The sequence below is a fragment of the Terribacillus sp. AE2B 122 genome (genome assembly GCF_902497585.1).
Lineage (GTDB): Bacteria > Bacillota > Bacilli > Bacillales > Amphibacillaceae > Terribacillus > Terribacillus saccharophilus_A.
Map to the genome: position 1 here is coordinate 244,491 of NZ_LR700944.1, position 26,408 is coordinate 270,898.

The 26,408-nt window shown below is 43.0% G+C and carries 28 protein-coding genes and 1 riboswitch; of the genes, 13 read left to right on the plus strand and 15 right to left on the minus strand.

Going from position 1 to position 26,408, the window contains the following annotated elements; genetic code table 11:
• Position 1 precedes the first annotated feature (1 nt).
• The 4 genes from AE2B122_RS09615 to AE2B122_RS09630 all read right to left on the minus strand — a co-directional run bounded on the left by AE2B122_RS09615 (position 2) and on the right by AE2B122_RS09630 (position 5,435).
• Entirely contained in the window at positions 2-1,723 is a 1,722-nt protein-coding gene (locus AE2B122_RS09615) for a putative 2-aminoethylphosphonate ABC transporter permease subunit (RefSeq protein WP_217468076.1), read from the minus strand.
• Positions 1,720-2,724 (minus strand): ABC transporter ATP-binding protein, encoded by a 1,005-nt coding sequence (locus AE2B122_RS09620; protein WP_175073916.1) that lies wholly within the window; start codon positions 2,722-2,724, stop codon positions 1,720-1,722. The genes AE2B122_RS09615 and AE2B122_RS09620 overlap by 4 nt, the downstream gene beginning before the upstream one ends.
• A gap of 12 nt (positions 2,725-2,736) precedes the next feature.
• Complete coding sequence (locus AE2B122_RS09625; protein ID WP_175073917.1) at positions 2,737-3,795, minus strand: putative 2-aminoethylphosphonate ABC transporter substrate-binding protein; 1,059 nt, start codon at positions 3,793-3,795, stop codon at positions 2,737-2,739.
• Between the two features lie 323 nt (positions 3,796-4,118).
• A complete protein-coding gene (locus AE2B122_RS09630; protein ID WP_175073918.1) occupies positions 4,119-5,435 on the minus strand; it encodes a hemolysin family protein in 1,317 nt (438 codons plus the stop codon).
• Between the two features lie 303 nt (positions 5,436-5,738).
• On the opposite strand from AE2B122_RS09630, the gene AE2B122_RS09635 reads away from it, so the two are divergent.
• Both AE2B122_RS09635 and AE2B122_RS09640 read left to right on the plus strand, forming a co-directional pair.
• On the plus strand, positions 5,739-5,945 hold the full coding sequence (locus tag AE2B122_RS09635; protein WP_175073919.1) for a DUF3951 domain-containing protein: 207 nt from the start codon (positions 5,739-5,741) through the stop codon (positions 5,943-5,945).
• Positions 5,942-7,000 carry a tartrate dehydrogenase gene (locus tag AE2B122_RS09640; protein ID WP_175073920.1) on the plus strand — a complete coding sequence of 353 codons (1,059 nt, stop codon included), beginning with the start codon at positions 5,942-5,944 and terminating at the stop codon, positions 6,998-7,000. The genes AE2B122_RS09635 and AE2B122_RS09640 overlap by 4 nt, the downstream gene beginning before the upstream one ends.
• 193 nt (positions 7,001-7,193) lie before the next feature.
• Here AE2B122_RS09640 and AE2B122_RS09645 read toward each other — a convergent pair whose 3' ends face one another.
• A complete protein-coding gene (locus tag AE2B122_RS09645; protein WP_175073921.1) occupies positions 7,194-8,240 on the minus strand; it encodes an NAD(P)/FAD-dependent oxidoreductase in 1,047 nt (348 codons plus the stop codon).
• Positions 8,241-8,450: 210 nt separating this feature from the next.
• On the opposite strand from AE2B122_RS09645, the gene AE2B122_RS09650 reads away from it, so the two are divergent.
• The 3 genes from AE2B122_RS09650 to AE2B122_RS09660 are packed head-to-tail and all read left to right on the plus strand — an operon-like array spanning position 8,451 to position 11,407.
• Positions 8,451-9,368 (plus strand): iron-hydroxamate ABC transporter substrate-binding protein, encoded by a 918-nt coding sequence (locus tag AE2B122_RS09650; protein ID WP_175073922.1) that lies wholly within the window; start codon positions 8,451-8,453, stop codon positions 9,366-9,368.
• Between the two features lie 42 nt (positions 9,369-9,410).
• On the plus strand, positions 9,411-10,406 hold the full coding sequence (locus AE2B122_RS09655; protein WP_175073923.1) for an iron ABC transporter permease: 996 nt from the start codon (positions 9,411-9,413) through the stop codon (positions 10,404-10,406).
• Positions 10,403-11,407 carry an iron ABC transporter permease gene (locus tag AE2B122_RS09660; protein ID WP_175073924.1) on the plus strand — a complete coding sequence of 335 codons (1,005 nt, stop codon included), beginning with the start codon at positions 10,403-10,405 and terminating at the stop codon, positions 11,405-11,407. The genes AE2B122_RS09655 and AE2B122_RS09660 overlap by 4 nt, the downstream gene beginning before the upstream one ends.
• Positions 11,408-11,436: 29 nt before the next feature.
• Here the strand turns inward: AE2B122_RS09660 and AE2B122_RS09665 are convergent, their stop codons facing one another.
• Genes AE2B122_RS09665 through AE2B122_RS09675 form a run of 3 tightly spaced genes read right to left on the minus strand, consistent with a single transcriptional unit; the run spans position 11,437 to position 12,656 of the window.
• Positions 11,437-11,787 carry a multidrug efflux SMR transporter gene (locus tag AE2B122_RS09665; RefSeq protein ID WP_095219820.1) on the minus strand — a complete coding sequence of 117 codons (351 nt, stop codon included), beginning with the start codon at positions 11,785-11,787 and terminating at the stop codon, positions 11,437-11,439.
• A gap of 13 nt (positions 11,788-11,800) precedes the next feature.
• Complete coding sequence (locus tag AE2B122_RS09670) at positions 11,801-12,115, minus strand: multidrug efflux SMR transporter (RefSeq protein WP_095219819.1); 315 nt, start codon at positions 12,113-12,115, stop codon at positions 11,801-11,803.
• A gap of 1 nt (position 12,116) precedes the next feature.
• Entirely contained in the window at positions 12,117-12,656 is a 540-nt protein-coding gene (locus tag AE2B122_RS09675; RefSeq protein WP_175073925.1) for a TetR/AcrR family transcriptional regulator, read from the minus strand.
• 352 nt (positions 12,657-13,008) lie between these two features.
• Between AE2B122_RS09675 and AE2B122_RS09680 the strand changes: the two genes are divergently transcribed.
• The 3 genes from AE2B122_RS09680 to licT all read left to right on the plus strand — a co-directional run bounded on the left by AE2B122_RS09680 (position 13,009) and on the right by licT (position 15,073).
• A complete protein-coding gene (locus AE2B122_RS09680; protein WP_038562919.1) occupies positions 13,009-13,212 on the plus strand; it encodes a hypothetical protein in 204 nt (67 codons plus the stop codon).
• Positions 13,213-13,225: 13 nt separating this feature from the next.
• Positions 13,226-13,675: a spore coat protein gene (locus AE2B122_RS09685; protein WP_095269488.1), complete on the plus strand. Its 450-nt coding sequence runs from the start codon at positions 13,226-13,228 to the stop codon at positions 13,673-13,675.
• A 552-nt stretch (positions 13,676-14,227) separates the two neighbouring features.
• Positions 14,228-15,073, plus strand: a complete 846-nt coding sequence (gene licT, locus AE2B122_RS09690; protein WP_095219815.1) for a BglG family transcription antiterminator LicT — start codon at positions 14,228-14,230, stop codon at positions 15,071-15,073.
• Positions 15,074-15,107: 34 nt separating this feature from the next.
• Here licT and AE2B122_RS09695 read toward each other — a convergent pair whose 3' ends face one another.
• The 4 genes from AE2B122_RS09695 to AE2B122_RS09710 form a co-directional block, all read right to left on the minus strand.
• Complete coding sequence (locus tag AE2B122_RS09695) at positions 15,108-16,145, minus strand: ribonucleotide-diphosphate reductase subunit beta (protein ID WP_095219814.1); 1,038 nt, start codon at positions 16,143-16,145, stop codon at positions 15,108-15,110.
• Complete coding sequence (locus AE2B122_RS09700) at positions 16,133-16,582, minus strand: flavodoxin (RefSeq protein WP_095219813.1); 450 nt, start codon at positions 16,580-16,582, stop codon at positions 16,133-16,135. Before AE2B122_RS09700 ends, AE2B122_RS09695 begins: the two co-directional genes overlap by 13 nt.
• A 327-nt stretch (positions 16,583-16,909) precedes the next feature.
• Positions 16,910-18,178 carry a DUF5068 domain-containing protein gene (locus AE2B122_RS09705; RefSeq protein WP_095219812.1) on the minus strand — a complete coding sequence of 423 codons (1,269 nt, stop codon included), beginning with the start codon at positions 18,176-18,178 and terminating at the stop codon, positions 16,910-16,912.
• 295 nt (positions 18,179-18,473) lie between these two features.
• On the minus strand, positions 18,474-18,902 hold the full coding sequence (locus tag AE2B122_RS09710; RefSeq protein ID WP_095219811.1) for an NUDIX hydrolase: 429 nt from the start codon (positions 18,900-18,902) through the stop codon (positions 18,474-18,476).
• Positions 18,903-19,021: 119 nt separating this feature from the next.
• On the opposite strand from AE2B122_RS09710, the gene AE2B122_RS09715 reads away from it, so the two are divergent.
• Entirely contained in the window at positions 19,022-20,230 is a 1,209-nt protein-coding gene (locus AE2B122_RS09715; RefSeq protein ID WP_095219810.1) for an MFS transporter, read from the plus strand.
• A gap of 28 nt (positions 20,231-20,258) precedes the next feature.
• The gene (locus AE2B122_RS09720) at positions 20,259-20,702 is read left to right on the plus strand and encodes a MarR family winged helix-turn-helix transcriptional regulator (RefSeq protein ID WP_175073926.1); all 444 of its coding nucleotides are present in this window, start codon (positions 20,259-20,261) and stop codon (positions 20,700-20,702) included.
• A gap of 31 nt (positions 20,703-20,733) precedes the next feature.
• Here AE2B122_RS09720 and AE2B122_RS19420 read toward each other — a convergent pair whose 3' ends face one another.
• Positions 20,734-22,383 carry a collagen-like protein gene (locus tag AE2B122_RS19420; protein ID WP_305852008.1) on the minus strand — a complete coding sequence of 550 codons (1,650 nt, stop codon included), beginning with the start codon at positions 22,381-22,383 and terminating at the stop codon, positions 20,734-20,736.
• A gap of 312 nt (positions 22,384-22,695) precedes the next feature.
• Positions 22,696-22,838, minus strand: a riboswitch (cyclic di-AMP (ydaO/yuaA leader).
• A gap of 73 nt (positions 22,839-22,911) precedes the next feature.
• Here AE2B122_RS19420 and thiW point away from each other — a divergent pair.
• The gene (gene thiW, locus AE2B122_RS09730) at positions 22,912-23,397 is read left to right on the plus strand and encodes an energy coupling factor transporter S component ThiW (protein ID WP_254593472.1); all 486 of its coding nucleotides are present in this window, start codon (positions 22,912-22,914) and stop codon (positions 23,395-23,397) included.
• A gap of 19 nt (positions 23,398-23,416) precedes the next feature.
• On the opposite strand, the gene AE2B122_RS09735 is transcribed toward thiW, so the two are convergent.
• Positions 23,417-24,259, minus strand: a complete 843-nt coding sequence (locus AE2B122_RS09735) for an SDR family NAD(P)-dependent oxidoreductase (RefSeq protein ID WP_175073927.1) — start codon at positions 24,257-24,259, stop codon at positions 23,417-23,419.
• A 133-nt stretch (positions 24,260-24,392) separates the two neighbouring features.
• On the opposite strand from AE2B122_RS09735, the gene AE2B122_RS09740 reads away from it, so the two are divergent.
• Together AE2B122_RS09740 and AE2B122_RS09745 are read left to right on the plus strand one after the other, a co-directional pair.
• Positions 24,393-24,758 carry a MerR family transcriptional regulator gene (locus AE2B122_RS09740; RefSeq protein ID WP_095219808.1) on the plus strand — a complete coding sequence of 122 codons (366 nt, stop codon included), beginning with the start codon at positions 24,393-24,395 and terminating at the stop codon, positions 24,756-24,758.
• Between the two features lie 90 nt (positions 24,759-24,848).
• The gene (locus tag AE2B122_RS09745; RefSeq protein ID WP_095219807.1) at positions 24,849-25,898 is read left to right on the plus strand and encodes a hypothetical protein; all 1,050 of its coding nucleotides are present in this window, start codon (positions 24,849-24,851) and stop codon (positions 25,896-25,898) included.
• A 37-nt stretch (positions 25,899-25,935) separates the two neighbouring features.
• Here the strand turns inward: AE2B122_RS09745 and AE2B122_RS09750 are convergent, their stop codons facing one another.
• Positions 25,936-26,388, minus strand: coding sequence for a GNAT family N-acetyltransferase (locus AE2B122_RS09750; protein ID WP_175073928.1), 453 nt, complete (start codon positions 26,386-26,388; stop codon positions 25,936-25,938).
• Positions 26,389-26,408: the final 20 nt, after the last annotated feature.

Below are 26,408 nucleotides of genomic sequence, written 5' to 3' on the forward strand. Positions count from 1 at the left end.
TTTATCCCATCCTTTTTTTATTTTTGAGTAGATACAGAACTATTTCATATATGCATCGAACAATAATGTTGACTAACACAATCAGAAGACCCATCGCGGCAGCAGCCTCTACATTGCCAGCATCATCAAGACTGACAATAGAAATTGCTGCTGTCTTTGTTTCGGGTGTATACAAGAAAATCGCTGCCGATATCGTGACCATGGAATTTACAAAGAAATACATCAGCATCTCCAGCACAGCTGGAATGCAGGATGGCAAAGTATAGTGCCAGAATGTATCTTTTTTCTTCAAGCCGAAAGTGCGAGCAGCAGCTACACATTCACTATCAAGCTTAGTAAGAGCTGTTTTAGCTGTCATATAGGAAACCGAGAAGAAATGGAGGATGGTTGATATAACCATGATCGCCATAGTCCCATACAATCCATATAAAGCATTCGGTATGCTCCAGCCGAAGATAGAAAGCTCTGGCTGGCTGAAAAACAGTACATAACTTATTCCGATAACCAACCCAGGTACCGCCATAGGCAACAGGCTCATTACATGTCCGGTTCTATGAAGTACGGATAAACCTTTGTTGCTTTGAAGCCAATATGCAAACAAAAATGCAAATATCGTACCAAATACAGCAGTACATACAGAAAGCAGCAAGCTATTCCAAAATACAGTCAACCCATCTCCTGTGTAGCTATTAAATGTAAAATGATCCATCGTAAAACCAAGTGTATATGGCCAGGCAGGAGTCAAAGCCGCAATGAGCATCATCACAAACAATAAAACAATTCCCGCCGCTGCCAGCCACGTGAATATCTGGAATATCACATCACGAGTCTTATGGGTTTTGATTTGGAGCGGCTGTGCTTTTGCATGCAAGCGATAGGAGCCTTTCCTCATAGCAAGCTGTTCCAGAATAAATGCGATAACAGCAGGAGCTATCAGAAGCAGCCCAGCCACCGCACCAAGACCGAAGTTCTGTTGACCAACTACCTGTTTGTACACGTCTGTTGCAAGCACATTATATTGACCGCCAACTAATTTTGGCGCTCCATAATCTGTGAAACTTAAAGTGAAGGCAACCATCGCAGCACTGACAAGCGCCATTCTTATGCTAGGGAGTGTGATACTCCATAGTCTTCCAATTGGATGGATTCCAATTGTATGTGCTGCATCATATAATCTCTGATCTGATTGACGGAGTGCAATATACAGCAGCAGCACGACCTGCGGGAACGTATAAATCGTTTCGGCTAGTACAATGCCTACCGGACCGTATAAGTTAATATCAACTCCCGGAAGGATACCAAATAGGCCATTTGTTACGATGCCTTGGCGGCCAAACAAATACACAAGTGCGATACCATGCATCATGGTGGGAGCAAACAAAGGCAGCATTGCAGCTCCTAAAAATAGTCTTTTTCCCTTTATACGCGTTCTTGCCAAGGCAAAGGCATAGCATAATCCACCTATCAGCGCCAAAGCCGTTGTCCATAGTGATATATTGATAGAATGCGTCAAACTGCTTAAGAGCGTAGGATTCGAGATATAAGATAAAACTTGATCAAATCCCGCATACTGCCCATCCTCTGCTTTAAATGCTTCAATGAACAACATTGATAGCGGCGCAAGCAATAACAAACCGAAGGATAAAAAGATGATTGTCCATTGCAGAATCCTTGTATAGTCGTATGACTTTCTGTAACTTTGTGAAACCGTCGCTTCAGTCATCGCGCTGCCACTTTCATAACTGGCATTGTCTTTGTTTCATGTATTGACAGATACAGCAACATTCCTTGATGAATACGTTTCTCCTCAACAAACAGTGCTGGCAGGTCGACAGTCCATAATTGGTTGAAAGACGGCGAGGTTCGATCTAGCACTGTGACTGTCAGCCGGTAAAAAGCCCCTTTGAAATGCATGGATTTCACTTTGGTTTCCATGCCTTCTTCAACGTCTGTTACGCGGAAGTGCTCCGGACGCACTACTTTCACTTCTCCATTCATTTTGACTTGATTAGAAGTTCCAATGAAAGATGCTACAAATGCATTTGCTGGCTGTCGATAAATTCTTTGTGGCGTATCCATCTGAATAATACGTCCTTTCTTCATGACAGCTACACGATCAGACATTGTAAGTGCTTCATCCTGATCATGTGTCACCATAATCGTTGTCATGCCAAATTCTTCATGAATACGACGTATCTCAAACTGAAGCTGATGGCGAACATTAGCATCAAGAGCAGACAACGGCTCATCCAGAAGGAGAAAATCAGGCTCGATGACCAGCGCACGAGCAAGTGCAACACGCTGCTGCTGACCACCCGACAATTGTTGAGGCATTCGATTAGCAAATTCCGTCAGGCCAACAATGTCGAGTATACGATCTGCTTTTTCCTTCCTTGTTTTTAAGGACAGCTTTTGAGGCTTTAAAGCAAATTGAATATTCTTCGATACCGACATATTCGGAAATAACGCGTACGACTGAAATACCATCCCTATATTCCGAGAGGCCGGGGAATTAGCTGTAACATCCATATCTGCCATCAATACACTCCCGCCGGACGGATCATCAAGACCTGCAATAATCCGGAGCAGCGTCGATTTACCACAGCCGCTCGGTCCCAGCAGACTGACAAATTCACCCTTTCTTACTTCAAGCTCAACGCTATCAAGTGCAGTTTCTTTACCAAACTGTTTTGTCAGTGATTGAACGTGCAGTGACTTTGCCATAAAAAACCCTCCTTATTCTTTCTGCTCGGCTTTCGTGCCGTATTTTGATTCCCATTCAGATAAGATAGTCGCTCGATTTTCTGCCGCCCAGTACAAGTTGTTCTTCTGATACATATGTTTTTCAATATTCGCCGGGAAAGAAGCCGGCAGAGTAAATTCTTTATCCAAAGTGCTGAATCCATTAGCATCAAAGTATTTCTTCATCACATCTTCTTCAACTGCCCAGTCCAAGAAGGCCTTCGCTGCTTCGTCACTTTCTTTGTCTTCTTTTTGGATCAATGCATTAGCTTCTACATCCCAACCAAGACCTTCTTCTGGAAGCACTACTTCTACCGGAGATCCTTCTTCCTTCATTTGTACTGCTGTGTATACAATTGAGATGCCTATCGGGTATTCTCCAGCTGCAGCCATTTTGGCTGGCTTAGAACCAGAGTGTGTATATGTTCCAATGTTTTGATGAAGCTGATCCATATAATTCCATCCTTTTTCCTCACCCATCATTTGAAGCCAAGCATTAACAGTTAGATAGCCCGTTCCGCTCGAAGCAGGATGAGGCATGACAATTAAGTCTTTATATCTCGGGTCCAACAAATCTTCGTAAGTTTTTGGTATTGGAAGCCCAAGTTTCTCAAGCTCCGCTGTATTGACTGTGATGCCTGTCATAGCAGCTGTATTGCCTGTCCACTTCATCGGATCACCTTGATCCTTGTACGCATCTTTAATCTTATCAGCACCTTTTGGTGTATAGCCGGCAAGCAGGCCTTCCTCATCCAGTGCCAGCAGGCTTGAAGCAGCTACTCCCCAGACTACATCTGCACTTGTGTTCTCTCCCTCAGCCAGGAGCTTAGCCGTCATTATACCGGTCGAATCTCTGACAATATTTAAATCAATTTTCGGATACTTTTTTTCAAATGATTCCAGATAAACTGGCAGCAGCTCCTCTTCAATTGCAGTGTAAATCGTCAATTCTCCTGAAATACCTGATTGTGCTTCTGTCGATGTATTATTATTTGAACATGCGGAAAGCAGCAATATACTAGATACCAACAAATACCACATTATCCTTTTCATTTTTAAGCTCCTTTTGTGTTGTTTTGATTGCTATTTTATTGTATACCGTTTTTATTAATAGAATGTTAAGTGGGTTTTAAGTTATTGTTGTGGTTTATTGTGATTTAATGTGGTTTCTCTTCAATAAGCATATGTTATTGAAAGGAAAGAACTAGGAGTTGGATTATGTGTAGCTGAATCTATTTGCTTTCATAGATAAACGTTGGACAAACAATAGATAATAGAAAAAACATTTTGCAACATCTACTCATCAATAAAAAAAACACCTCTCAGCATCATTCGGCATACTAACCGATTTCTGCTTGAAAGGTGTTTATCTTTTCTTAAATTATTGCGCTAGTTTGGCTTAGCTTGCGCATTTCCACTTCAACGATTTGATGGTTCAGTGTCTCGGTTATTTCCCACTCATATCCATGAGCTTCTATGACACTATGCTCCTCGATACTGCGGAGATTGGTGAGCATCCAGCCGCCGATTGTATCGACTTCTGCTTCGTTGACGAATCGAATGTTGAATTGCTCCTCAATTTCCTCAATCAGGACACGACCATTCAGGCGATACTTATTTTCTGCAACCTTTTGGATGTCTGGTTTTTCATTTTCATCGAATTCGTCGCGTATTTCGCCGACGATTTCTTCAAGCATATCCTCCATTGTTACAATACCAGCAGTTCCGCCGTACTCATCGACGACTAGCGCAATATGAACACGCCTCTTCTGCATTGTCAGCAATGTATCATTCAGGCTTGTTCCTTCATGCACCGTTGGGATTGGGTGAATGAAGGCATCTAATTTCTTATCCTCTTTCGATGTGAAATCAGTCAGCATTTCTTTAACGTTAACAAAGCCGTAAATACGGTCTTTGTCACCGTCTTCTGTTACAGGATAGCGAGTATATTGATGCTCAACCATCACTTCCTGAATTTCATGACGTGTCATCGTATCAGAAATAGCAATAACCTGTGTCCGCGGTACAAGGATATCCTTGACGACGCGATCGTTGAATGTAAAGATGTTCTCCATATAATCCAGCTCAGTCTTGTTGATCTCACCGCTCTGGAAGCTTTGTGCCATGATGATCTTCAGTTCCTCTTCGGAGTGGGCCTGCTCATGCGCAACTGGCTTTACGCCGAACATACGCAGGAATACGCGTGCAGATCCATTCAGTGTGTAGATAAAAGGTGCCATCAGCTTTCCAAACCAGTACAGCGGACGCGCCAGAATGAGCGTCATTTTCTCTGTATATTGGATTGCCAATGTTTTCGGAGCCAGCTCACCAATTACGACGTGCAGGAATGTCACGACAGCAAAGGCGATGGCGAATGAAAGAATGGTAGAAAGAGATTCTGATAAACCGAAGTACTCGAATACTGGGTGCAATATCTTTTCGACAGTCGGTTCACCAAGTGCACCTAATACCAGTGCAGTTACAGTAATTCCGAGCTGACAAGCAGATAAATAGTAATCAAGATCACGGACAAGCTTCTGTACGACTAAGGCGGTCTTGTTCCCTTCCTCGATGAGCTGCTCAATTCGTGACATACGTACTTTCACGACTGCGAACTCGGCACCGACGAAGAATGCCGTCAGAATGATGAACAAGGCGACTAAAGCTAAATTAAGTGCTAATAATGGGTCCAAATTTTCCCCCTTTACAGGGGTTCACCTCCGTATGATGTTGTATTTCTATATTGGTGTCTTCTTTCGCTGCGTTAACATGTTCATTACCTTCACCTTCCCAAGGGAATCGCCTCCTTTCAGTTTTGAAAAAAAGCCCCCATCTCGTTACCGGGATGGAGGCTTTTCTCTCCGCTCATGTATACTAGCTTATCAGGATTATAAGGTATATATGCTGTATTTTCAAATAAATCACCGTGAAATATTTTCGAATTTTAGTTCACTCAGGTAGAATAATAGTAACCGCTTACCGTGCAGGAGGTAGGAATGCTCTTTTTACTTATTATGATACTCAGTTTCTGTGTCGGAGTCGTTTTGGTGTTAGGTATCAGTTTCTATAAGCTCATTCGCCATAAGACTGTACCAGATAACAGCTATACTCCTTTTGATTACATTACCTCAGTCTCACAAGATGAATTCCATGAAGAAAAGCGGGAAACAATTACAGAAGCCAAACAAGGAGGAGACGTATGAAGAGATTAAAGATAGCTAGTTTACCAGGAGATGGAGTCGGGAAAGAAGTCGTCCCAGCAGCTCAGACAGTTTTGAAAGCGGTTTCCGATGTGCATGGCGGAATGCAGTTTGATTTCACCGAATATCCATGGAGCTGTGAATACTATTTGGAACATAACCAGATGATGCCGGATGATGCTTTAGAACGCATGCAAGATGCAGATGCTATTTTTCTTGGAGCTGTCGGGAATCAGAAGCTCGTACCAGACCACATTTCCTTATGGGGCATGCTGATCAAGATACGGCGTGAATTTGAGCAAGTTATTAATATTCGGCCTGCCAAGCTATTAAAGGGCATTACTTCACCACTTACGAACCCGAAGGACTTCGACTTGCTTGTAGTACGGGAAAACAGTGAAGGCGAATACAGCGAAGTCGGCGGCCGGATTTTCCGCGGTGAAGATGAAGTAGCAATTCAAAATGCGATTTTCTCAAGACGCGGGACAGAACGAGCAATGCGCTATGCATTCGAGCTTGCCGCAAAGCGCAGGAAGCATGTAACGAGCGCCACGAAGTCGAATGGAATCGTCCATAGCATGCCGTTTTGGGATGAAGTCTTCCAATCTGTGAAAAGTGATTATCCAGATATTGAGACAGACAGCCAGCACATCGACGCCCTTGCTGCTTTCTTCGTCACGCAGCCGCAGCGCTTTGATGTCATTGTGGCAAGCAATCTATTTGGTGATGTTCTTACCGATATCGGCGCCGCCATCATGGGAAGTATCGGTATTGCTCCTGCTGCTAATATCAATGTAAATGATAAGTACCCCTCCATGTTCGAGCCCGTCCACGGTTCTGCCCCGGACATCGTCGGTAAAGGCATCGCCAATCCAATCGGACAAATTTGGACAGCGAAGCTAATGCTTGATCACTTTGGCGAGGAAGAGCTCGGAGTTAAACTGCTGGATATCATTGAAGATGTGACAGCGGCTGGGATTTTGACACCTGACTTGGGCGGAAAGTATGGAACAGAGGATGTCACGGCAGCGATTGTCGACAGGGTACACAAACTATAATACTAAAAGAAAAAGAAGCTGCCATTTGGCGGCTTCTTTCTTAAATATTACTTTCACTCTCAAATGAAATGGATTTCATTATGATTCTGTTATACTAAACGCCTTTCCATATAACTCCTGCCAATAGTCTGTGTCCCTTTTGTCCACAAGTTCATTTTTCTTTTCTGCAAAAAAAAGAGCGCAATATGCGCTCTTATACCAATTTCTTTGCCAGCTCACGGTTACGCTGTTTGAACAATGCGTTATGAGAAGAAACCATACCCCAGCTGTCTGCAGCAGGCTCGATAAACTGTTTCGCTTTATTGACAGCATTCGCTGCATCCTGGAAACAGCCGGCAATCAAGGTGACCTTGCCATCATGCTTCAGAATATCTCCTGCAGCAAACAGACCAGGTACAGAGGACTCCCCGCTTGATGTTCCAGCGATATAGTAATTATCCAAAAGCTCAATATCCACTTCGCTGTTTTGAATCAGATCCATATCCCGTTCATAGCCATGATTCACAATTACCTCATCAATTGGTAAGAAAGTAGTCTCGTTAGTGTCGTGATTCGTTAATTCAACACGTTCAATATGTTGCTGGTTCGGACATGCTACGAGTTTCGTGATTGATGTACAAAGGAAACACTTAGCACCGCTACACTGCAATCGCTCTACTGATGCTTCATGACCTTTTAGCGCCTCATTGCGATATGTAACGTATACCTGTTTCGCGATAGGCTCCAGTTCATTTGCCCAATCGACAGCAGAGTTGCCGCCGCCAGAGATAATGACAGTTTTATCCTTGAAACGCTGCATGTCTTTGACTGTATAGTTGAGATTCGCTACTTCAAACCTCTCACAGCCTTCTATAGACAGTTTTTGCGGATTAAGTATTCCGCCGCCGACTGCTACAATGATTGTCTTGGAATAGTGAACTGTACCACTTGCAGCGTGAAGTTCAAAGATACCATCATCGTCCCGTTTAATGCTTGTTACCTTCTCGTTCAATACCACTTCCGGATCGAAGGTAAGTGCCTGCTCTGTCAGCTGGTCAATCAGTTTGCCTGCCGGAAGGGGCGGTAATCCGCCAACGTCCCAAATCATCTTTTCCGGATAAACATGGAGCTTACCGCCCAAATAAGGCTGAAACTCGATGATTTTCGTCTTCATTTGCCGTAACCCACTATAGAAAGCGGAATATAATCCCGCTGGACCTCCACCAATGATCGTAACATCATAGAGCAATTCTTCCTGCACACTGACTCCTCCTTTATTCCGATAGTGATAATCATTCTCATTCAAATATACCGGAAAAAATTCTCAAAATCAATGTTGACATACAAATTTTCTGCCTTTATGATGGAATCAAGCGAGATTGATAATCATTCTCATTCTCATCGTATAACCCTGGTGCCCTGTCCCCCTAACAGGGCACTCCCCCCTATAACATGAGGAGTGACATACATAATGAAAAAGCTATTTCCGGTATTATTTATTTTAGTGCTTGTATTAGCTGCTTGCGGCAACAATGATTCATCTAACTCTGAAGAGAAAGCATCTTCATCTGGAAACGAAACTATTACATATGAATCAGAAGATGGTCCAGTTGAGGTACCTGCTGATCCGCAACGCGTCGTGGTGCTTTCTTCTTACGTCGGTGATTTAATCGACTTGGACGTACCAATTGTAGGAGCAGATGCCTGGTCCATGCAAAATCCCCGGTTTGAGGATGCATTGAAGGATGCAGAGGAAGTAACCGAAGATGACTTGGAGAAGATTATTGAACTCAAACCAGACTTGATCATAGGTCTTACCGGTTTGAAGAACCTAGATAAGCTGAAAGAAATTGCCCCCACTGTTACGTTCACTTACGGCAAATTAAACTACTTAGATCAGCATGTTGAAATCGGTAAGCTCGTCAATAAAGAGGACGAAGCACAGACTTGGGCTAATGATTTTACAAAGCGTGCCACAGAAGCTGGTGAGCAGATTAAGGAAAAAATCGGTGCTGACGCGACAGTATCTGTGGTCGAGAACTTCGATAAACAACTGTACGTGTACGGTGATAACTGGGGACGCGGAACCGAAGTGCTGTATCAGGCAATGGGCTTAAATATGCCGGAAAAGGTGAAAGAAGATGCATTGGAAGCAGGTTACTTTGCATTATCAACCGAAGTACTGCCTGAGTATATGGGTGACTATGTCATCTTCAGCAAGTTCGATGATGCAGATACATCTGTGGAAGACTCCGAGTCATTCCAGAATACGACTGCGGCAAAAAACAACCAGGTATACGAAGTCGATGGAAATGCCTTCTACTTTAACGATTCCAATACATTGGATTATCAGTTAGAATTTATCAAAGAGAGCTTCCTAGGAAATTAGGAAGCTCTTTCCCTTATCCTTACATAGAAAGATGCGTGGCTGATGAAGAACATTCCGTTCGTGTTGAAACTTGTTATTGGAATTCTATTATCCATCACAGCATTTGCTGTGGCTTTGTCTCTCGGTGCTGCCGATATTTCCTTACGTGATATCTGGAACGCATTATTCAGCAGTCAAACAAATGATGATATCCTTATCATCCGTGAAAATCGGCTGCCGCGTGAAGTTGGAGCCTTTTTTGTCGGTGCAGCTTTAGCTGTAGCTGGTGCGATCATGCAGGGTATGACACGTAATCCGCTCGCAGATCCAGGCCTGCTCGGTTTGACAGCCGGAGCGAATGCGGCACTGGCAGCTGCTATGGCGTTCGTCCCCCAAGCAAATTACATCGTTATAATTATTGCCTGCTTTATAGGTGCTGCTGTCGGAGCCGGTCTTGTATTCGGTATTGGATCGCTTCGTCTTGGCGGTCTATCCCCTGTAAAAGTCGTTCTGGCTGGTGCTGCTGTATCTGCTTTGTTATATGCCATATCAGAAGCAATTGGCTTGAGCTTTAAGCTGTCCAAACAAGTGTCCGCTTGGACAGCTGGCGGTCTAGTCGGTGTTAACTGGACGCAGTTAAAGCTCGTTATTCCAATCATACTGGCGGGAATCATCTTGTCGTTATTTTTATCTCATCAGCTAACGCTGCTCAGCTTAAGCGATGAAGTAGCTGTCGGCCTTGGTCAGAAGACCTTTGCAATAAAAGCATTATTATTCGTAGTGACTATCCTGCTGGCTGGTGCATCCGTCGCATTGGTTGGTAACATGACCTTCATCGGTCTGATGATTCCTCATATTGTGCGTTTTTTTGCTGGCACGGATTATCGTTATATACTGCCGTTGTCCTTTTTTGCCGGCGGAACCTTCATGCTGCTCGCTGATACAGCTGCCCGGACGATCAATGCACCTTATGAAACGCCGCTTGTGGCTATCGTAGCCGCTCTCGGTCTGCCATTCTTCTTACTCATCGTCCATCGGGGAGGTCGCGCTTACTCATGAAAACAGCAAAAAAAGGCAAACAGGCGATCCTGATGATTTCTCTGACTGTGCTGATCCTTGTTACAATCATCATCGGAATGGGACTTGGTCCTGCATCGTTATCTTATAATCGTTTACTGCCAACATTATTTGGCAATGGGACTTTCCCTGAATCATTTGTTTTGTTTGATATCCGGCTTCCTCGTATTACAGTTACACTGCTCGCTGGGATGGCACTAGCCTTGTCCGGGGCGATCCTGCAAGGAATTACGAGGAATGATCTTACAGATCCCGGAATCATCGGTATCAATTCCGGCGCCGGAATAGGTATTGCAGTGTTTTTCCTGTTTATGCCGATTGATGCAGGAAGCTTTGCATATATCTTGCCGCTTGTAGGTTTTGTTAGTGCACTTTTGACAGCCATGCTGATTTATCTTTTCTCATACAGCAAACAGCACGGTCTCCAGCCAGTCCGGCTTGTATTGGTCGGTGTCGGTTTTTCCATGGCTTTATCCGGTATGATGATCGTCCTGATATCCGCCGCTGACAGGGAAAAGGTAGATTTCATCGCTAAGTGGCTGGCGGGAAATATATGGGGTACGGACTGGCCATTCGTCCTTGCACTGCTGCCGTGGATCCTTATCATTTTGCCGCTTGCGCTTTACATGGCGAATCGGCTCAATGTGTTGGCTCTTAGTGAAGAAGTCGGAGTTGGGATAGGTGTTCAGCTGAATCGCGACCGTATCATTCTCATGATTGCGGCGGTGGCCATTGCTGCTGCAGCTGTGTCAGTTGCTGGGGGCATCAGCTTTGTTGGTTTGATGGCACCACATATCGCGCGAGCGCTTGTAGGAGCCAGACATCAGTACGTGCTTCCTGTTGCCTCCTTAATTGGCGGCTGGCTCTTGCTGCTGGCTGATACAATTGGACGGAATATCGCAACAGTGGATGGACTTCCAGCTGGCATCGTTGTCGCCTTCATAGGCGCTCCTTATTTCCTTTATCTTCTGCTGAAAAAATAAGAGGTACTGCATGTGCAGTACCTCTTTTCTTATTGGACAGAAGCCTCTTTTTCTTTTGATTCTTTATGCTGTGTATTCAGTAATACGAGCCCAATAATCACCAGTGCTAAACCGATAAACTTCATCCAGGAAGCCGATTCTCCAAATATGGTTATCCCGATCATTGCTGTCAGTGCCGTACCTGCACCGGACCAAGTTGCATAAGCAGTAGATAACGACATCGATTTCAGCGTGAAGGATAAAAATAGGAATGCACCTAGGTATCCGATTACTACGATTATCGACGGAAGCAAAACAGAAAACCCATCTGATACTTTCAGCATGGAAGATGCGATCGTCTCCAGTATAATGGCTAATGCAAGAAAAATACCTGCTTTCATTTTACACCCTCCTTCACTTCGATAGATTCATCAATACAAGCCCGACCAGCAGTATTGCAATGCCCAGAGCACCCTTTTTATTTACTTTCTCTTTGAAAAGCAATACACCGATTACCACAGTCAATATGGTACCAACACCACTCCACGTCGCATAAACAACCCCTAGCGGGAGGGACTGCAATGTGATGGATAACGCATAGAAACTGATGCCATATCCTACGACAATCCCGACCACAGGCAGCAGACGTTTAAATCCATTCGATAATTTCAGCATTGTGGAACTGAATACCTCAAATAAGATGGATGCAGCCAAAAACAAATAAGACATATTAATCCCCCTCTCGATTGTCTATACGCGCCAGTAATTTGTGCAATAAGTCGGCAGCAAAAGCTACTGTGCTTGTTGTGCCTGCCATTTCATTGAACCAAAGACCATCACAAACATAACGGATGGTGGCAGCTTCTTCCCACTCCAACCCATCTTGATCAAATCCGTGCTGCCATCTCACGTAGCCTTCTTTCCATATCTCCATTATTTCCGGATGGTCACTGAAAATAGATATAAGTGCACTGCTGCGATGTGTGCCGCCTTTTTGGATATCTTCAATTGTTGCTAATGCATAAGCCCTTGCATAGGCTCCTCTTACGTTTGGCTGTTTATTTAGATACCGTTCAATGGCTTCTTCAAATTCCCTGATTGCAGCTACATTCAATTCCTGAAATAATGCTTCCTTTGTGCGGTAATGATACAGCAAGCCACCTTTGCTGATTTCTGCACGCTTTGCTATCTTCTCGAGTGTGACGTTGCTGACGCCCTCTTCCAGGATGAGCGCAGCTGCTGCATCCAGGATTTTATCTTGTGTCTTCATTTTTATCTCTCCTAACCGTCCAGACGGTACAGTATTAAGATAACACCACTAATTGCTTTTGACAAATCAAATAAACCAGAAAAGAAATCGTATAGAAGACATGTCACACTATCTGCCTATCAACTACTATAACGATACTAAAAGTACTTATGAAAATATTTCATAAATCACTAGAGACACCTGTCCCATTTTTACTTCAATGAGGACTTTTATCTAGTTAAAACAGGGACATCTATTCTAGTTTGCGGAAAAATAGGTTTTTCATAACTGTGATTGACCCACTACAAAACTGCATTTCCTCATAGTCTACACTATACGAATGAAAAACTTAAAAGAAGGAGGCTGGCCATTCATGGATGAGAATTTCAAAAAGAAATTCATGGAAGCTGCTGGAAGCAATCCTCAAGGATCCATTATGGATTTACTGCTAACGGATGTTCTAGCAAAGCACGGGGTATCCGATAATGCTCTACGGAATCTTTCCCCTGAAAGAAAAAATCAAATCAAGAAGATTTCTGACGAACTTCAGTTAGAACTTAAACGAATACTAGATTAAGGAGGTGATATAGATGAGTGATGTTTGGCGTCCAGATAGTAATCAAAAGTGGAGTGCTCTAGATCCAAGAACAGCAGGATCCTTCTCCGACCCTGATGTGAATCAAGAAGCTAGACAAAAATCTGTAACAGAACAGTTTTCTAAGGAAAGTATCTATGTTATCGATTCTGTAGATGTAGAAGTATCAACAACTGACACGCAAGCTGCACTTACTATTCAAGCGGCTTTGCAAGCAGCTATTGCAGTCATCTTGAATATCTCTATTGGAGATAGCAGCAGATCAGATCAGATTGCCCAAGAACTCTTCCAGAAGGCTACTGTTAAACAGAAAAATGTTCAGAAGACCTTTGTAAGAAATTCCCGTAATGTTAGAGTAACAACCACAGATACTGATATAGCTGTAAATGTTCAATTGCTCGTTCAATTGCTAGTAGCACTGCTTGTAAGAGTAGATATCCTGTAAGTAATGAAGGAGTCGGGCACGTTGCTCGGCTCTTTATGTTTACATAGTATAGAATTATTACACATATTTTTTGTCATGCTTTCTTATCTACTTGATATACTAATAAACTACAAAAAGATGCTGCATCTACAGCACCTAGTTTTATTATTATTTATTCTTCTGATAGTGATTATTTTTTCTTATACCAACCAAAAATAACGTTGTTGATAGTACACTCAGCATGATAAGAACAACTACTAAAATGACAAAGTTAAATTCACTTTCCAGCATAAAAATAAAACTGGCGATAGTAACAAACTCAATGATTCCGGCAATCAAGAATATAGGCAATACACCTGGAGCGATAATGAATCCCCCCTTCTTAAGCTATTTTCACTCCCAATTTACCAGTTCCACATTATGGATATAAGGATGAAAAGACCCATATTATTCAAAAAGCATATCTGCTCACTAATTTGTCATGTAATTAAGATATTGCCGATTGTAATCGTTATCATTTTCCTATACTATAGACCTAGATAGTTTATCCTTTTTAAGGAATAGGTGGTCCTGATGCAGATCAAGCAAGTGTTGAATAATAACGTCATCACCGTCTTGGGCGAGCAGGAGCAAGAGCTTGTCATCATGGGGCGGGGAATTGCCTTTGGCTGTAAAGCTGGCGATGAAGTGGATGAAACGAAGATTGAAAAGACATTCAAGCTCGATGATAAGGAAATGAACAAACGACTGATGGAATTATTATCTGAGATTCCCCTTTCCTTTGTCGAAGTATCTGAAGAGATTATCCAATATGCCAAGCAACACACAAATAAGAAAATACATGACAATATCTATGTCAGCCTGACTGATCATATATACTATGCGGTTGAAAGATTCAAGCAAGGAATCGATATTAAGAATGCAATGCTTTGGGAAACCAAACGATTTTATCCAGATGAATATCGTATCGGACAGCATGCACTTTCGATTATTGCGGAAAAAGTCGGCATTATTCTGCCTGAGGACGAAGCAGGCTTCATTGCTTTGCATATCGTCAATGCTCAGATGAATGAAGACATGCCAGTAATGATTAATATTACAAAGTTCATCCAGGATGTCCTTCATATCGTTAAATTCCATTTTGGTATTGAATACGATGAAGAGTCGCTAGCCTACTACCGATTTGTTACACACTTGAAGTTCTTTGCCCAGAGGATCTTGAATCACCGCAAACATAAGGACGAAGATAATAGCTTATTCGAAATGGTAAAGACCAACTATAGTAAAGCCTATGCATGTGCGCAGAAGGTCCAGTCCTACATCCAGAAGATGTACCAGGAGCAGCTGACCAATGAAGATCTACTTTACCTGACGATCCACATTCACCGAATCGTTCAAAAGAAAGAGGAACACAGATAAAGCCAGCCGTCATCGGCTGGCTTTATTGCTGTTCTTATAGATCATCGAATCCGTTCAAATCACTTGTTTTCGTGTACTGACGGGATTTTTGTTCAAAGAAATCGGATTTCGTACCATTGAAATTATCCGTGTAGGCACGAATCCATTTCATTGGATTCTTTTCATAACCTTCGTAAATTTCGCTTAGTCCAAGCATACGAAGCATTTTATTCGCACGATATTTCACGTAGCCTTCCATGTCATCCAGGTTGATTCCATCGATACCGTCCAATACATAACGGCTCCAGCGCGCTTCTTGCTCTACTGAATGACGGAATTGATCATACACCCACTCAATGAATTCGTCGTTATTGTACTCTGGATTTTCCGCTAGTGTCGCACGGAACAATTCACTGATAAAACGACCATGATGCAGTTCATCCCGATTGATGTAGGAAATCATCGTCGAGGTACCGACCATTTTCTGATTACGCGCCAAGTTATAGAAGAACGCGAATCCACTGTAGAAGAATAATCCTTCCAAAAGTGTAGAGTATACCATTGCCTTAAGAACTGTCTCGATGGTCGGATTTTGCGCAAATTCATTGTAAACAGCAGCAATTCTTTCGTTCCGTTCCAACAATACCTTATCTGTGCGTCCTTCGTTAAAGGAAGCAATCTGGTTATCATAATTTGTTACAGAAGCAAGTACATATGTGTAACTATGATTATGCTCGCTTTCCTGGTCAGCAATTGTTGCTAAAATCGATTTGACACTTGGGTCTGTCGAATAAGCAGCTATTTTGGAAGCGATATCCGTTTGAGGGCCGTCCAATGTCGCCAGCAAACCGATAATTTTCAGGAATGCTGTACGCTCCTCATCAGATAGATTCGCAAATTGTTTTGTATCTGCCACCATATTCACTTCATTGGCAGTCCAAAACAAACCGCGAATTGTTTTACGCAGTTCATAGAAATGTGGGTAAGCAACGTTATCCCAATGTAGGATTCCGCTTGCATCTCCGTTAAATAATGCAGTAGATTTATTTGGATTCGTCGGCTCCAAAACGGTAGCCTTCATCAATTTAGCCATTCCAATACTCCTCTCGTCCATTCCAATACTTCTTCTTCCTGAGATCCTCTTGGCGATTGCTCTATTTTAAGCGGTGCAATTGGCGAATGATAGAATTTGGACAGCTTGTCCGCTGCCATACAAAACATATCATCACCGCCAAACTGTGTATCACCAGTGCCGAACACAAACACATTCTCTGGCTTATATCCGACATCCGCCACAAAATCCTTCACATCGAATGGGGTATCACCAGATCCCCATGTATACGTACCGATCAGCATCGCATCATAATCTGGCACATGCGGAAACGGCTCATTGCCATTCATGCAATAAAGCGTCACGTCCTGCTGTTTATGTGTCAGCTCTTGTGCAATCAGCTTTGCAACTTCTTTCGTATTGCCGCTGACAGAAGCATATGCGATGAGTAAGGTTTTTGTTTGGAGGGGTTTCGCCATCGTTGCTGATCCTCTTTCAGAAAGTCCCATCGTATCAGTCCAATCTGTTCATAATTCTATCATATTCCGGGCCTCTTCGGTACTGTAAGCTATTCCCTTAGCCATAGAAAGAAAACTATATATAGACTTTATCATTTAATATTAACATACATATAGTGCCTGTCTAATATAATTTGTGAACATATTATTTACAGGATCAAATCTAGTATTGGTTCAATAGTAGCTCTAATCGTTATATCCTAAGCGTCATTAAAAAAACCGGCTGGCACGTGCCAGTCGGTTTTCCACTACAATTTTAAGCGCTATTACTAAGAATAAAAGCAGACTTTATTTAAGTTTGAATTCAGCTTTCTTTCCTTTGGAAATGTCCTCTGAATTTTCATCATACAAAGGTCCAAGCTCGATATCGAATGCTTTATCTTTCCATATCTTGTCGTACTGCTCCTTATCAAGTACATATACCTGTAGCAATTCACCGGATTCACCCGCTGCAATGCTTTGCTGGTACTCATAAGGAGATAGCATACGTTCGCTCATTTGATACTGTGAACCATCATTTACATAAAGATTGGATGCAATGTTATCCAATCCGATATTATCTGATCCTTTGTTATCAACATTGAATTTAACAGTCAGCAAGACAACGCCATTTTGGAAATTCTCAAAGCGAGGTGCCTCATATTCATTTGGTGTAAAATCAGCAAATTGGAAGCCATCCAATGTAATCGTAGAATCACCAAGCTCCTGACTTTGCCCGATGCCTTCCTTCTCCTCAATCATGGTTTTTTCACCCATGTTATCAACCGAAATGGCATCCTGATAAAACGCTGCATTTGCTTCTGTTTGTTTTGCCCCTTCTTCACTCAAATTAATAGTGAATTGACCTTTGGTTCCAAGAGCTGTACTTAAATCATCCGGATTGGTAGTTGGTGCAGGAACTTCTACAGTAGCAGATCCTGATTCCATTGCTGCTTTAAGTTCAGTTTCACCCATTGGATAAGCATAAGTACCAGTAATGGTTTCTCCTGCTTTAAGCTCGTAATTATTATCAGGACTTAGCTTTGTCGCTAGTTGACCATCTTCCGGGATAATATCTTTGTAGTTATTATAAGCTTTAACGGCACCTGTAAAACTCATATACATAAACGGTGTATAGTGGAGATCTTTGTCTGTGTCATTCTTAACTGTATATTGAGCAAGAATGACTCCTCCGTTTGTTTCATCATTGAAAGGAATACTATAGTCTGTATGGAAGTCCTTTAAACCAACTAGGGAGTAAGAATCCAGGGAGACTGAAACACCTTCCATTTCGTGTGTTTGTGGCTCGGTAGCTTCAAAGAAGACAGTTGTTTCCTCTGCATCTGTAGTCGTTTTCATATAATCAATTAGTTCGGCGAAATCGGCAGAGCCGGAAACAGCTTCTTCTTTATCTGCAGCTGTATCTGTATCCTCTGCTTTTACTTCATCTTCTTGGCTAGCTGCTTCAGATGCAGCTGGTTTTTCTTCTGTGCTCGCTTTTTTACTGTCACTTCCGCAACCACTAATAATAATTACAGAAAGAAGCGCGCCAAAGAGCAGCATTAATTTCTTATTCAAGTTTTCATCCTCCATTCAGAACTTATGATAATAAGCGTAACATGTTCTATAATCTGGCAATATCGGCATTTAGTAGTAAATTTTGTCTTGTAACTTCCTCCATTTCCAGGACTCCTTATATATTGCAGTATAAAGTACCTAAATCGCTCTATAATGCCTCATATCAGTGTTTTTTTACCCACCACATCGATAAACTACATTCTTTCGAAAAAAAAAGAAGACCGTGTATACGATCTCCTTTTCCATTATTAATTACAAAAGATAAACCACCTTTGTCTTATTCCATTACTTCTTCCTAAGTCGGAACAATAACCCCTTCATCCACATAAGGTATGCCATTACGAAGAAGGCTCTCAATTCCACCTGGATGGTACGTCATCACTTCATCCACTTCGGAATAAGACTTCCACACAGCTTCGGCTATTTTTTTCGTATCCTGAATCTGAATTTCTCCACCAATTAGTCTAGCTTTAAACGTCACAAAGGTAGCGTGTTCATTGACAGCTTGTAATTTTGCCTCATTAACGGCAACGATAGTTGTCACTTCTACGTCCAAACCTGTTTCTTCCTTTGCTTCCCGTACTGCAGCTTCAGCCAGTGATTCGCCTGGTTCGACTAAGCCGCCTGGTAATGTCCAACTGCCGTTCTTTTTGTTATGTACCATAAGAATTTGCTGTGTCTCTTCATTATGAATCAATGCGTAGGCTACTCGTACTTCTTTCATATCCATACCTCCTCCATTCTCTGTCTCCAGTATATACCAAATAAATGTTTCCCTGTTGACAACAATTAAAGAAACTCATATAGTTTAGTTTAGTTAACTTAATTTATGAGGTGCTTACGATGAAGGCTTTATTTAAAAACAAACAATTCACCGCTCTGCTCTTCTCCGAACTCTTTTCGGTTTTGAGTTTTTCCATGTATATGATTACAGTATCTTGGTATGTCGTTGATGTGCTCCATCATCCTCAATACCTTGGCCTGGTAATGGCAGCTGCGTCTATACCGCGTATGGTGACAATGATAATCGGCGGTGTACTTGCTGATCGCATTCAAAAATCTAAAATCTTATTCAGCACCCAATTGCTGCAGGGAGTATTGATTGGTATCTTGCTCTGGGGGCTTGCACATGATTCCCTGACGATAGCATTACTGCTTGTTGTATCTTTTTTTATTGGCTGTTTGGATGGATTTTTCTTCCCAGCTCTGTCATCTTTAGTCCCAAACATCGTATCTCAAAAAGAACTGCAGCCTGCCAATACACTTATTCATAGCTCCCAAGAACTGATATTCCTAATCGGTCCGATTGCTGCAGGTGCAATTTTGCATTATTACAATTTCACTGCTACCTTTGCTGTCAGCATAGCAGCCACTGTAATTGGCGCTTGCATTGTCTTCCCAGCCTTTATCAAAGATGCAAAACCAGATAAAAACAAAGAAAAGACCTCCTTCATTACGGAATTCAAAGAAGGCTATCGCTACCTGCGATCCTCTTCTATCTATATATCCGCAATTAGCATTATTATCATTGTGAATTTCTTTGTTTTTGGTCCAATGTTCCTCAGCTTGCCTATCCTGGCTGAGGAGCTTGGCGGCAGCGCTTTGGATCTTAGCTTTTTAGAGGCTGGTTTCTCTGTTGGGTCCCTTGCAGCCACTATCTTCCTGCTTTTCTTCACACTAAAAAAGAATCGCGGAAGACTAGTTCTTATATTCCTGATTGCTAGTGTTTTGGCTCTTGGAGTCTTCAGTCAGATCCCAAGTTTACATTGGCTGATTCCAGTTGCAACGATGATTGGATTCTTCGGTTTTATTACGTATATTCCAACTGATGTCATCATTCAGGAGAAAACAGATCCTGCGATGATGGGAAGGGTCATGAGTATCGTATTCTTAGCTTCCACAGCATTCGACCCTATTTCTCAAACCCTGTTCAGTTCCTTGATGAGCGTTGGTTTTTCTGCACGTATTCTGCTTGCCGCATTTGCTGGTGCTGGATTACTTATGGCGGCCCTAGTATTTGCAAAAGCTAAAAAATGGCGTAATATGCAATAAAGAAGTTGTTTTGGAAGGAACGATGCACATGAGCCTTTCGTATAAGGAAATTATCCGAAGAATGAATGAAGCCTATGAGGAGTTTGGCATTCTTATCTCCCAAGAGACAAAGAAACTTGATGAGCTGGATTTAACTGTTCAGCAGGAATATATGCTGTCCTACATTGAGAAGAACAAGCAAGCCACAGCCAATGATATTGCAGCTGCTTTTGGAATTTCAAAAAGTGCTGTAAGCCAAGTGTTATCCAAGTTAGAAAAACGGGACATGATAACCAAGCAAGTCAACCCATCCAACAAACGAGAGTACTTTCTAACACTAGGAAACAACGGTCGCGAGTATATGGATAGACTGCTTCAATTAGACGAGATTCTTATCGATAAGTATTATTCCAAACTCAATATTGAGGAATTGAATCAAATGACTGAAACTATGGTACGGATCAATAACGTTATACGGGAAGAGAAGAAATAGAGGTGCCACCTTTTGGTGACACCTCTATTTTTTAGCTTAATCGGATAATCGTAAGCGATGCACCCGTAGATCCTCCGCCATTCAGCACAGCAGTACCTACTAACCCAAATAATTGTACTGCCACTGTGTTACCAGCAGTAAGGTTTACAATCACATTGCCTTCATAATTGGAAATAGAAACAGCAGGAGCTACTACTGAACCTGCAACCTGCGCTCCATCGACTACTAAACGTGAAGAAATCAAAAGTGCAGCAGTAGTGTTGATCTGATACGTAATATAATATCTTCCTGTCGTAGGGACCGTAAAAACTGTAGAACCTCCGTTAGCTGTAAATCCGTCTAAGTTTTGCGCACTTGGCAGAGGTATATTTGTACCTCCTAGAAGGACAACCACTGTACTGCCGACTGTATTTGCAGCATACATGGAAGACGCAGTTACAACATCACCTGTAGCTCCTGTTACTCCTGTTGCTCCGGCTAGACCTGTGGATCCTGCTAATCCTGTTGCCCCTGTTACCCCGGTCGCTCCTGCTAGCCCTGTCGCTCCCGTTTCTCCTGTTGTTCCTGCTAGACCTGTCGCTCCCGTTACTCCCGTTGTTCCGGCTAGGCCTGTTGCTCCTGTTACTCCTGTCGTTCCGGCTAATCCTGTGGATCCTGTTACTCCCGTTGTTCCGGCTAGGCCTGTTGCTCCTGCTAATCCTGTTGCCCCTGTTACCCCGGTCGCTCCTGCTAGTCCTGTGGATCCTGTTACCCCGGTTGTTCCGGCTAGACCTGTCGCTCCTGTTACTCCCGTCGTTCCGGCTAGACCTGTGGATCCAGTTACTCCTGTTGCTCCGGCTAATCCTGTGGCTCCGGCTAGGCCTGTTGCTCCCGTTACCCCGGTTGTTCCGGCTAGCCCTGTTGCTCCCGTTATCCCGGTCGCTCCTGTTACTCCTGCTGTTCCGGCTAGACCTGTCTCTCCTGTTACTCCTGTTGTTCCGGCTAGACCTGCCGCTCCCGTTACCCCGGTCGCTCCGGCTAATCCTGTGGCTCCCGTTTCTCCCGTCGTTCCGGCTAATCCTGTGGCTCCGGTTACCCCGGTCGCTCCTGCTAGACCTGTCGCTCCCGTTTCTCCCGTTGTTCCGGCTAATCCTGTGGCTCCCGTTACTCCTGTCACACCGTTTAATCCTGTAGCTCCAGTTGCCCCAGTAATACCAGATATCAGTAAGGAATAATCGAGTGATGCACCTGGCACACCACTTGGTGAAGCAACATTAGTTATATAAAGTCCGCCTTCGTAGCTGACTACCTGACCAGCCGGATAAGTTGGTGCTGCTATCGGATCAAAAGGAAGCACACCGTCTAGCCCGATGCCTGTAGCACCGGTTGGACCGATCGGACCAGATATGCCAGTAGCCCCTTCAGATGCTAACAATGTATAATCAGGTGAACTGCCTGGCAATCCGCTCGGAGAAGGCACATTTGAAATATAAAGGCTACCGTTGTACGTGACAATCTGCCAAACAGGATAAAATGGAGCGGCTGCTGCATTGAATGGTACAACACCTTGCAATCCTACCCCTTGTTCTCCAGTCGGACCTGTGATTCCTGTAGCACCAGTGGCACCGGTTGCAGCTACATTAAAGTTATTAGGATAGATGGTTCCCTTGTTGCATCGGCCTCCATTGTTCAAAGGAGTCAATTTTTGCACCTCCAGATTTATTCACTGCAATCAGCATATGTTACTGCCATTTTAAAAGGAACAATCTGGATGCTAATTGGTTTATCCGTCTCCATATAAAAAAGAAGCAGAAAACTATTCTTTCTCCAAATAAAAAGTACAGTGAAGCAAGGCAACTGACAATAGCATTGCTATGCCTCCAAAAAGCATTAAACTCAATCAGATGTAAAGTAAATCCATGATGGTTCTTCTTGGTTCTCTTCAGCTTTCCTCCCTAAAAAAAGAAGTCGCAGAGCAGGTTCCTCATATAAACGCACGTATGTCACATTTTCGGCTTCCTCTCGAACGGTTACAATGTTAGCTAACAGATTCGGGCCAGAGAGTAGCCCTACTCTTTTCAAAGATTCACCCCGTGTATCAAAAGTTACGATTGGTTCCTCTCCTTCCTATATTCAGGAATTAAGCGATTACGAAATGCATGCAATTTTTGTTTGGTTACACTTCAAAGTACTTTTATAATGAAGGCAGACTACATACAAGGAGATACAAATGAAAACGCAAAACCTCACCCTAATGGCTATCCTCGTCGCAATCGGAGTACTAGGCGCACAGTTCCTCTGGTTCCCTACGGGTGCAGCCCGCGCCTTCCCTGTCCAGCATGCTGTAAATGTCATCACTGCTGTACTGCTTGGGCCCGGACCAGCAGTTGTCGTTGCCTTCTTGATCGGACTTGTTCGTAATATGCTTGGTCTTGGAAGTTTGCTAGCTTTTCCAGGAGGAATGCTAGGTGCCCTGCTTGCTGGATTGTTTTATCGTTTTTTCCGTCGGAAAGGTGCAGCCGCGATTGGGGAGATGATAGGAACCGGGGTGCTTGGATCCCTGCTCTCTGTTCCGATCGCTAATTTTCTTATGGGCCAAAAAGCTGGTGCATTGGCATTTGTCCCGGGTTTCCTCGCCAGTTCCATTACAGGTGCCTTACTAGGCTGGTTAATCATTCGCCGATTAAAAACACCACAACAGCGCCAGAAAAAATAAGGGTCCTAATTGGACCCTCTTACAAAGAAATAAATTCTTTTTCATATACAGTTCGTACTTGGAAAAGTACTTGAGACGCATGCTGTTTAAACTTGTACTCAGCTGGCTTGCCTTTTGAAAAATACAACCCAGCTTCCTCTGGTGTCCTTTTTAATCCTGCGAACAATCTGCCTGCCCCTACACTCGGATGCGGGCCGAAGAAGCGGATAAACGGCTGAATAAGCAGCGGTAAGCCTCCGTTTCTGCCTTTTCGCATCGTATTGTTATTTCCTGGATCAACACTGATAATCGTGATGCCTTCTCTCTTCAGTTTTGGCGCTAAAGCGTGTGTCCAAAGGGTAATGGCTAGCTTTGTAGATGTATAAGGACCCGTAAGCTTCTGAAACTTCTTCGGTTTTGCTAATTCCTCAGGTTCAAATGTCTTCCTGAATCTGAATGCATCCGAACTTGTCTGGATAACTATACCTGGAGAACCTTTTTTCAATAGCTCTAATAGCTCCATGGTGATGATGTATGGGACTACTGTCTGCACTTCGTAATGAAGCTCACGCCCTTGTGGTGAAAAGAGAAGCTCCGGAAAACTGCCTCCTGCATTATTGAATAGTGCATCGAGCTTTGGTTCAAGCTCTTTTATTTGTTCCAAAGCGGATTTTAGCTTTGTGAAATCTGATAAATCGGCACGATAGATCCTGATGATCCGCTGATGGATTTTCTGCTGCAGCTCCCGTTCTTCTCCCGGAAATCCTGAACGAATCAATGCGACAACCTCCCAGTCATTTTCGATCAGTTTCTTCGTCAGCTCCAAGCCTATACCGCTATTTGCACCTGTAACAAGTGCTATTTTTTTCTTTCCTTCTGTCATTTTTTTCTCCTCCATTCGTGAATGGCTGTAGTATATAAGATGGAGTTTACTCCAGGTCAATACAAAATAATTTTCTTGACCTGGAGTAAACTTCAGGTTTTACAATAAGCTTATATAAGAAGGAGGCGGACGTATGTATACAATCAAACAAGCAAGTACGCTTTCCGGTTTAAGCATCGATACAATTCGTTTTTATGAGAAAGCTGGATTACTTCCTGCAATAAATCGGCTGGCAAATGGACATCGCTCTTTTTTACCGACTGACATTGAACGGATGAAAATAATTATTTGTATGAAAAAAGCCGGCTTTACTTTAGAAGAGTTGAAATCTTATCTTGATATCGCTGAAACAAGCAATATACATGAACATCCTGAATTAATTGCAGGCATGCTTCAACACAAGGAAAAACTTAAAAATCAAATGGTCCAATTACAGACTGTTTTAGACTTTATCGATCAAAAATTATCGGAGGGATCTTGGCTGGAGAGGAAAGCATAACTCTGGTATAGCCTCCGTTCTGCAAGACTATAAAACTTGGTATGTTTGATGCTTCTTCCGTCCATACTGCTTGCTAGTGAGGTGGTTAGGATGGATGTAAAACCGAATCTATTATATTCGATGCTGGATGGCTATAAACCGGTCCGTAATCTACTAGGGCTGGGTGACCCGAGCGTTCAAAAGATTGATGATCAGTGGTGGATGTTTTTTGGCGGGTTCCAGCGCAACTTTAAAAATAATCTTTTCAGTGCCAGTCTCCCAAAAGGATCGCCGCTGACGACAGCTAATGCCTGGAGGATTTCAACGTATCCCGGAAAGCCACACAAAGCGAAGCCTTTGCTGCCTCAGCCAAAGGAAGCTGCCTGGGATCGGTACGGATTGCATGAGCCGTGTTATGTTGAGGGGAAAGTGGATGGAGAGCTTGTTCGCCGCATTTACTACACCGGCCGAAGTGCCAGTAATGTCTTAGGAAATGAATCTCCCTATTCGATCGGCTGTTTGGAAATGAGGCATGGCAGATGGTTTCGCTACCCGAAGCCAGTAATGACCGGAACGGTACGAAATGATAGTGTACTTGCTCCAAAAGTGATTTACGATGAAGGTAAATGGAAAATGTGGTTTGCGGCGACACCACACGAGCCCGGAAAAGGAGATATCCCGATGCACGAGGTGTATGCTGCCGAAAGCGAGAACGGCCTCGATACTTGGACGAAGCCACGTCTATTTTTCACTCGGGAAGATGCATTTACGCATGCCAGGCCAAAGCGAATTCATAATATGTACTACTTGCTCGTCAGCCGCTGCGGCAATGCTTTTGGCGAGGATACTTATAAGTCGCAGGATCTCTGGTTATTCAAAAGTAAAACAGCAAGCTTCACGAGAGCAGATTGGTCAGAGGAGCCGAAGCTGCTGATAAAAGCAGACACTGGAGAAGCCTGGTATCAGAATGGCATATTCGGATCGTGTCTTTGTGTTGATGATAATGGAGAGCTGGTCGTCTTCTTTTCAGCCATTAATAAATCTATCTACTGGCTCAATGAAGCGAGCGATCGGCTTAAAAGAGGAAAGAAACCTCCATTTCCTGCACCATTCTATTTTACAGTCGGCAATATGCGGGTGGACGAAACAATAGCAAAATAAGAAGGAATGCTTTTTCTGCATTCCTTCTTATTTTCTTTTACTCTAAGTTTTTAATAACAGCCATTTCTTTTCCGAATCTATCTCCGTTATCAACAAAACCAATGCTGGTGTATAAATGATGCGCAGCCTGATTATCGGGATGGTAACCGACAATGACTTTATTAGCATCTGGTAATTCTGCTATTTTTGAGATCAATAATTGCACAGCCAGTTTCGCTATCCCTTTGCCTTGATAGTTTTTGTCGACCATTATCCTATAAATCCAATAGCCATCAAGTTCTTCTTTAACAGTATTAAACATTAGGAAACCTACTATCTTTTCATTCAAACTAATGCCGTATAGCCTTAACGTAGTTTCAAATTTTGATTGTGCTATGGAAATTGCATTCGATTCTATGAATGCTTCCTGCTCCTTAGATACATTTAGCTGGCAGCATTCGTACCAGTTGCTTGCATCTAGTTCTGTAAGACTTACCTTGTTTTGTTCCAAAATAATTCCCCTTCCAAGAT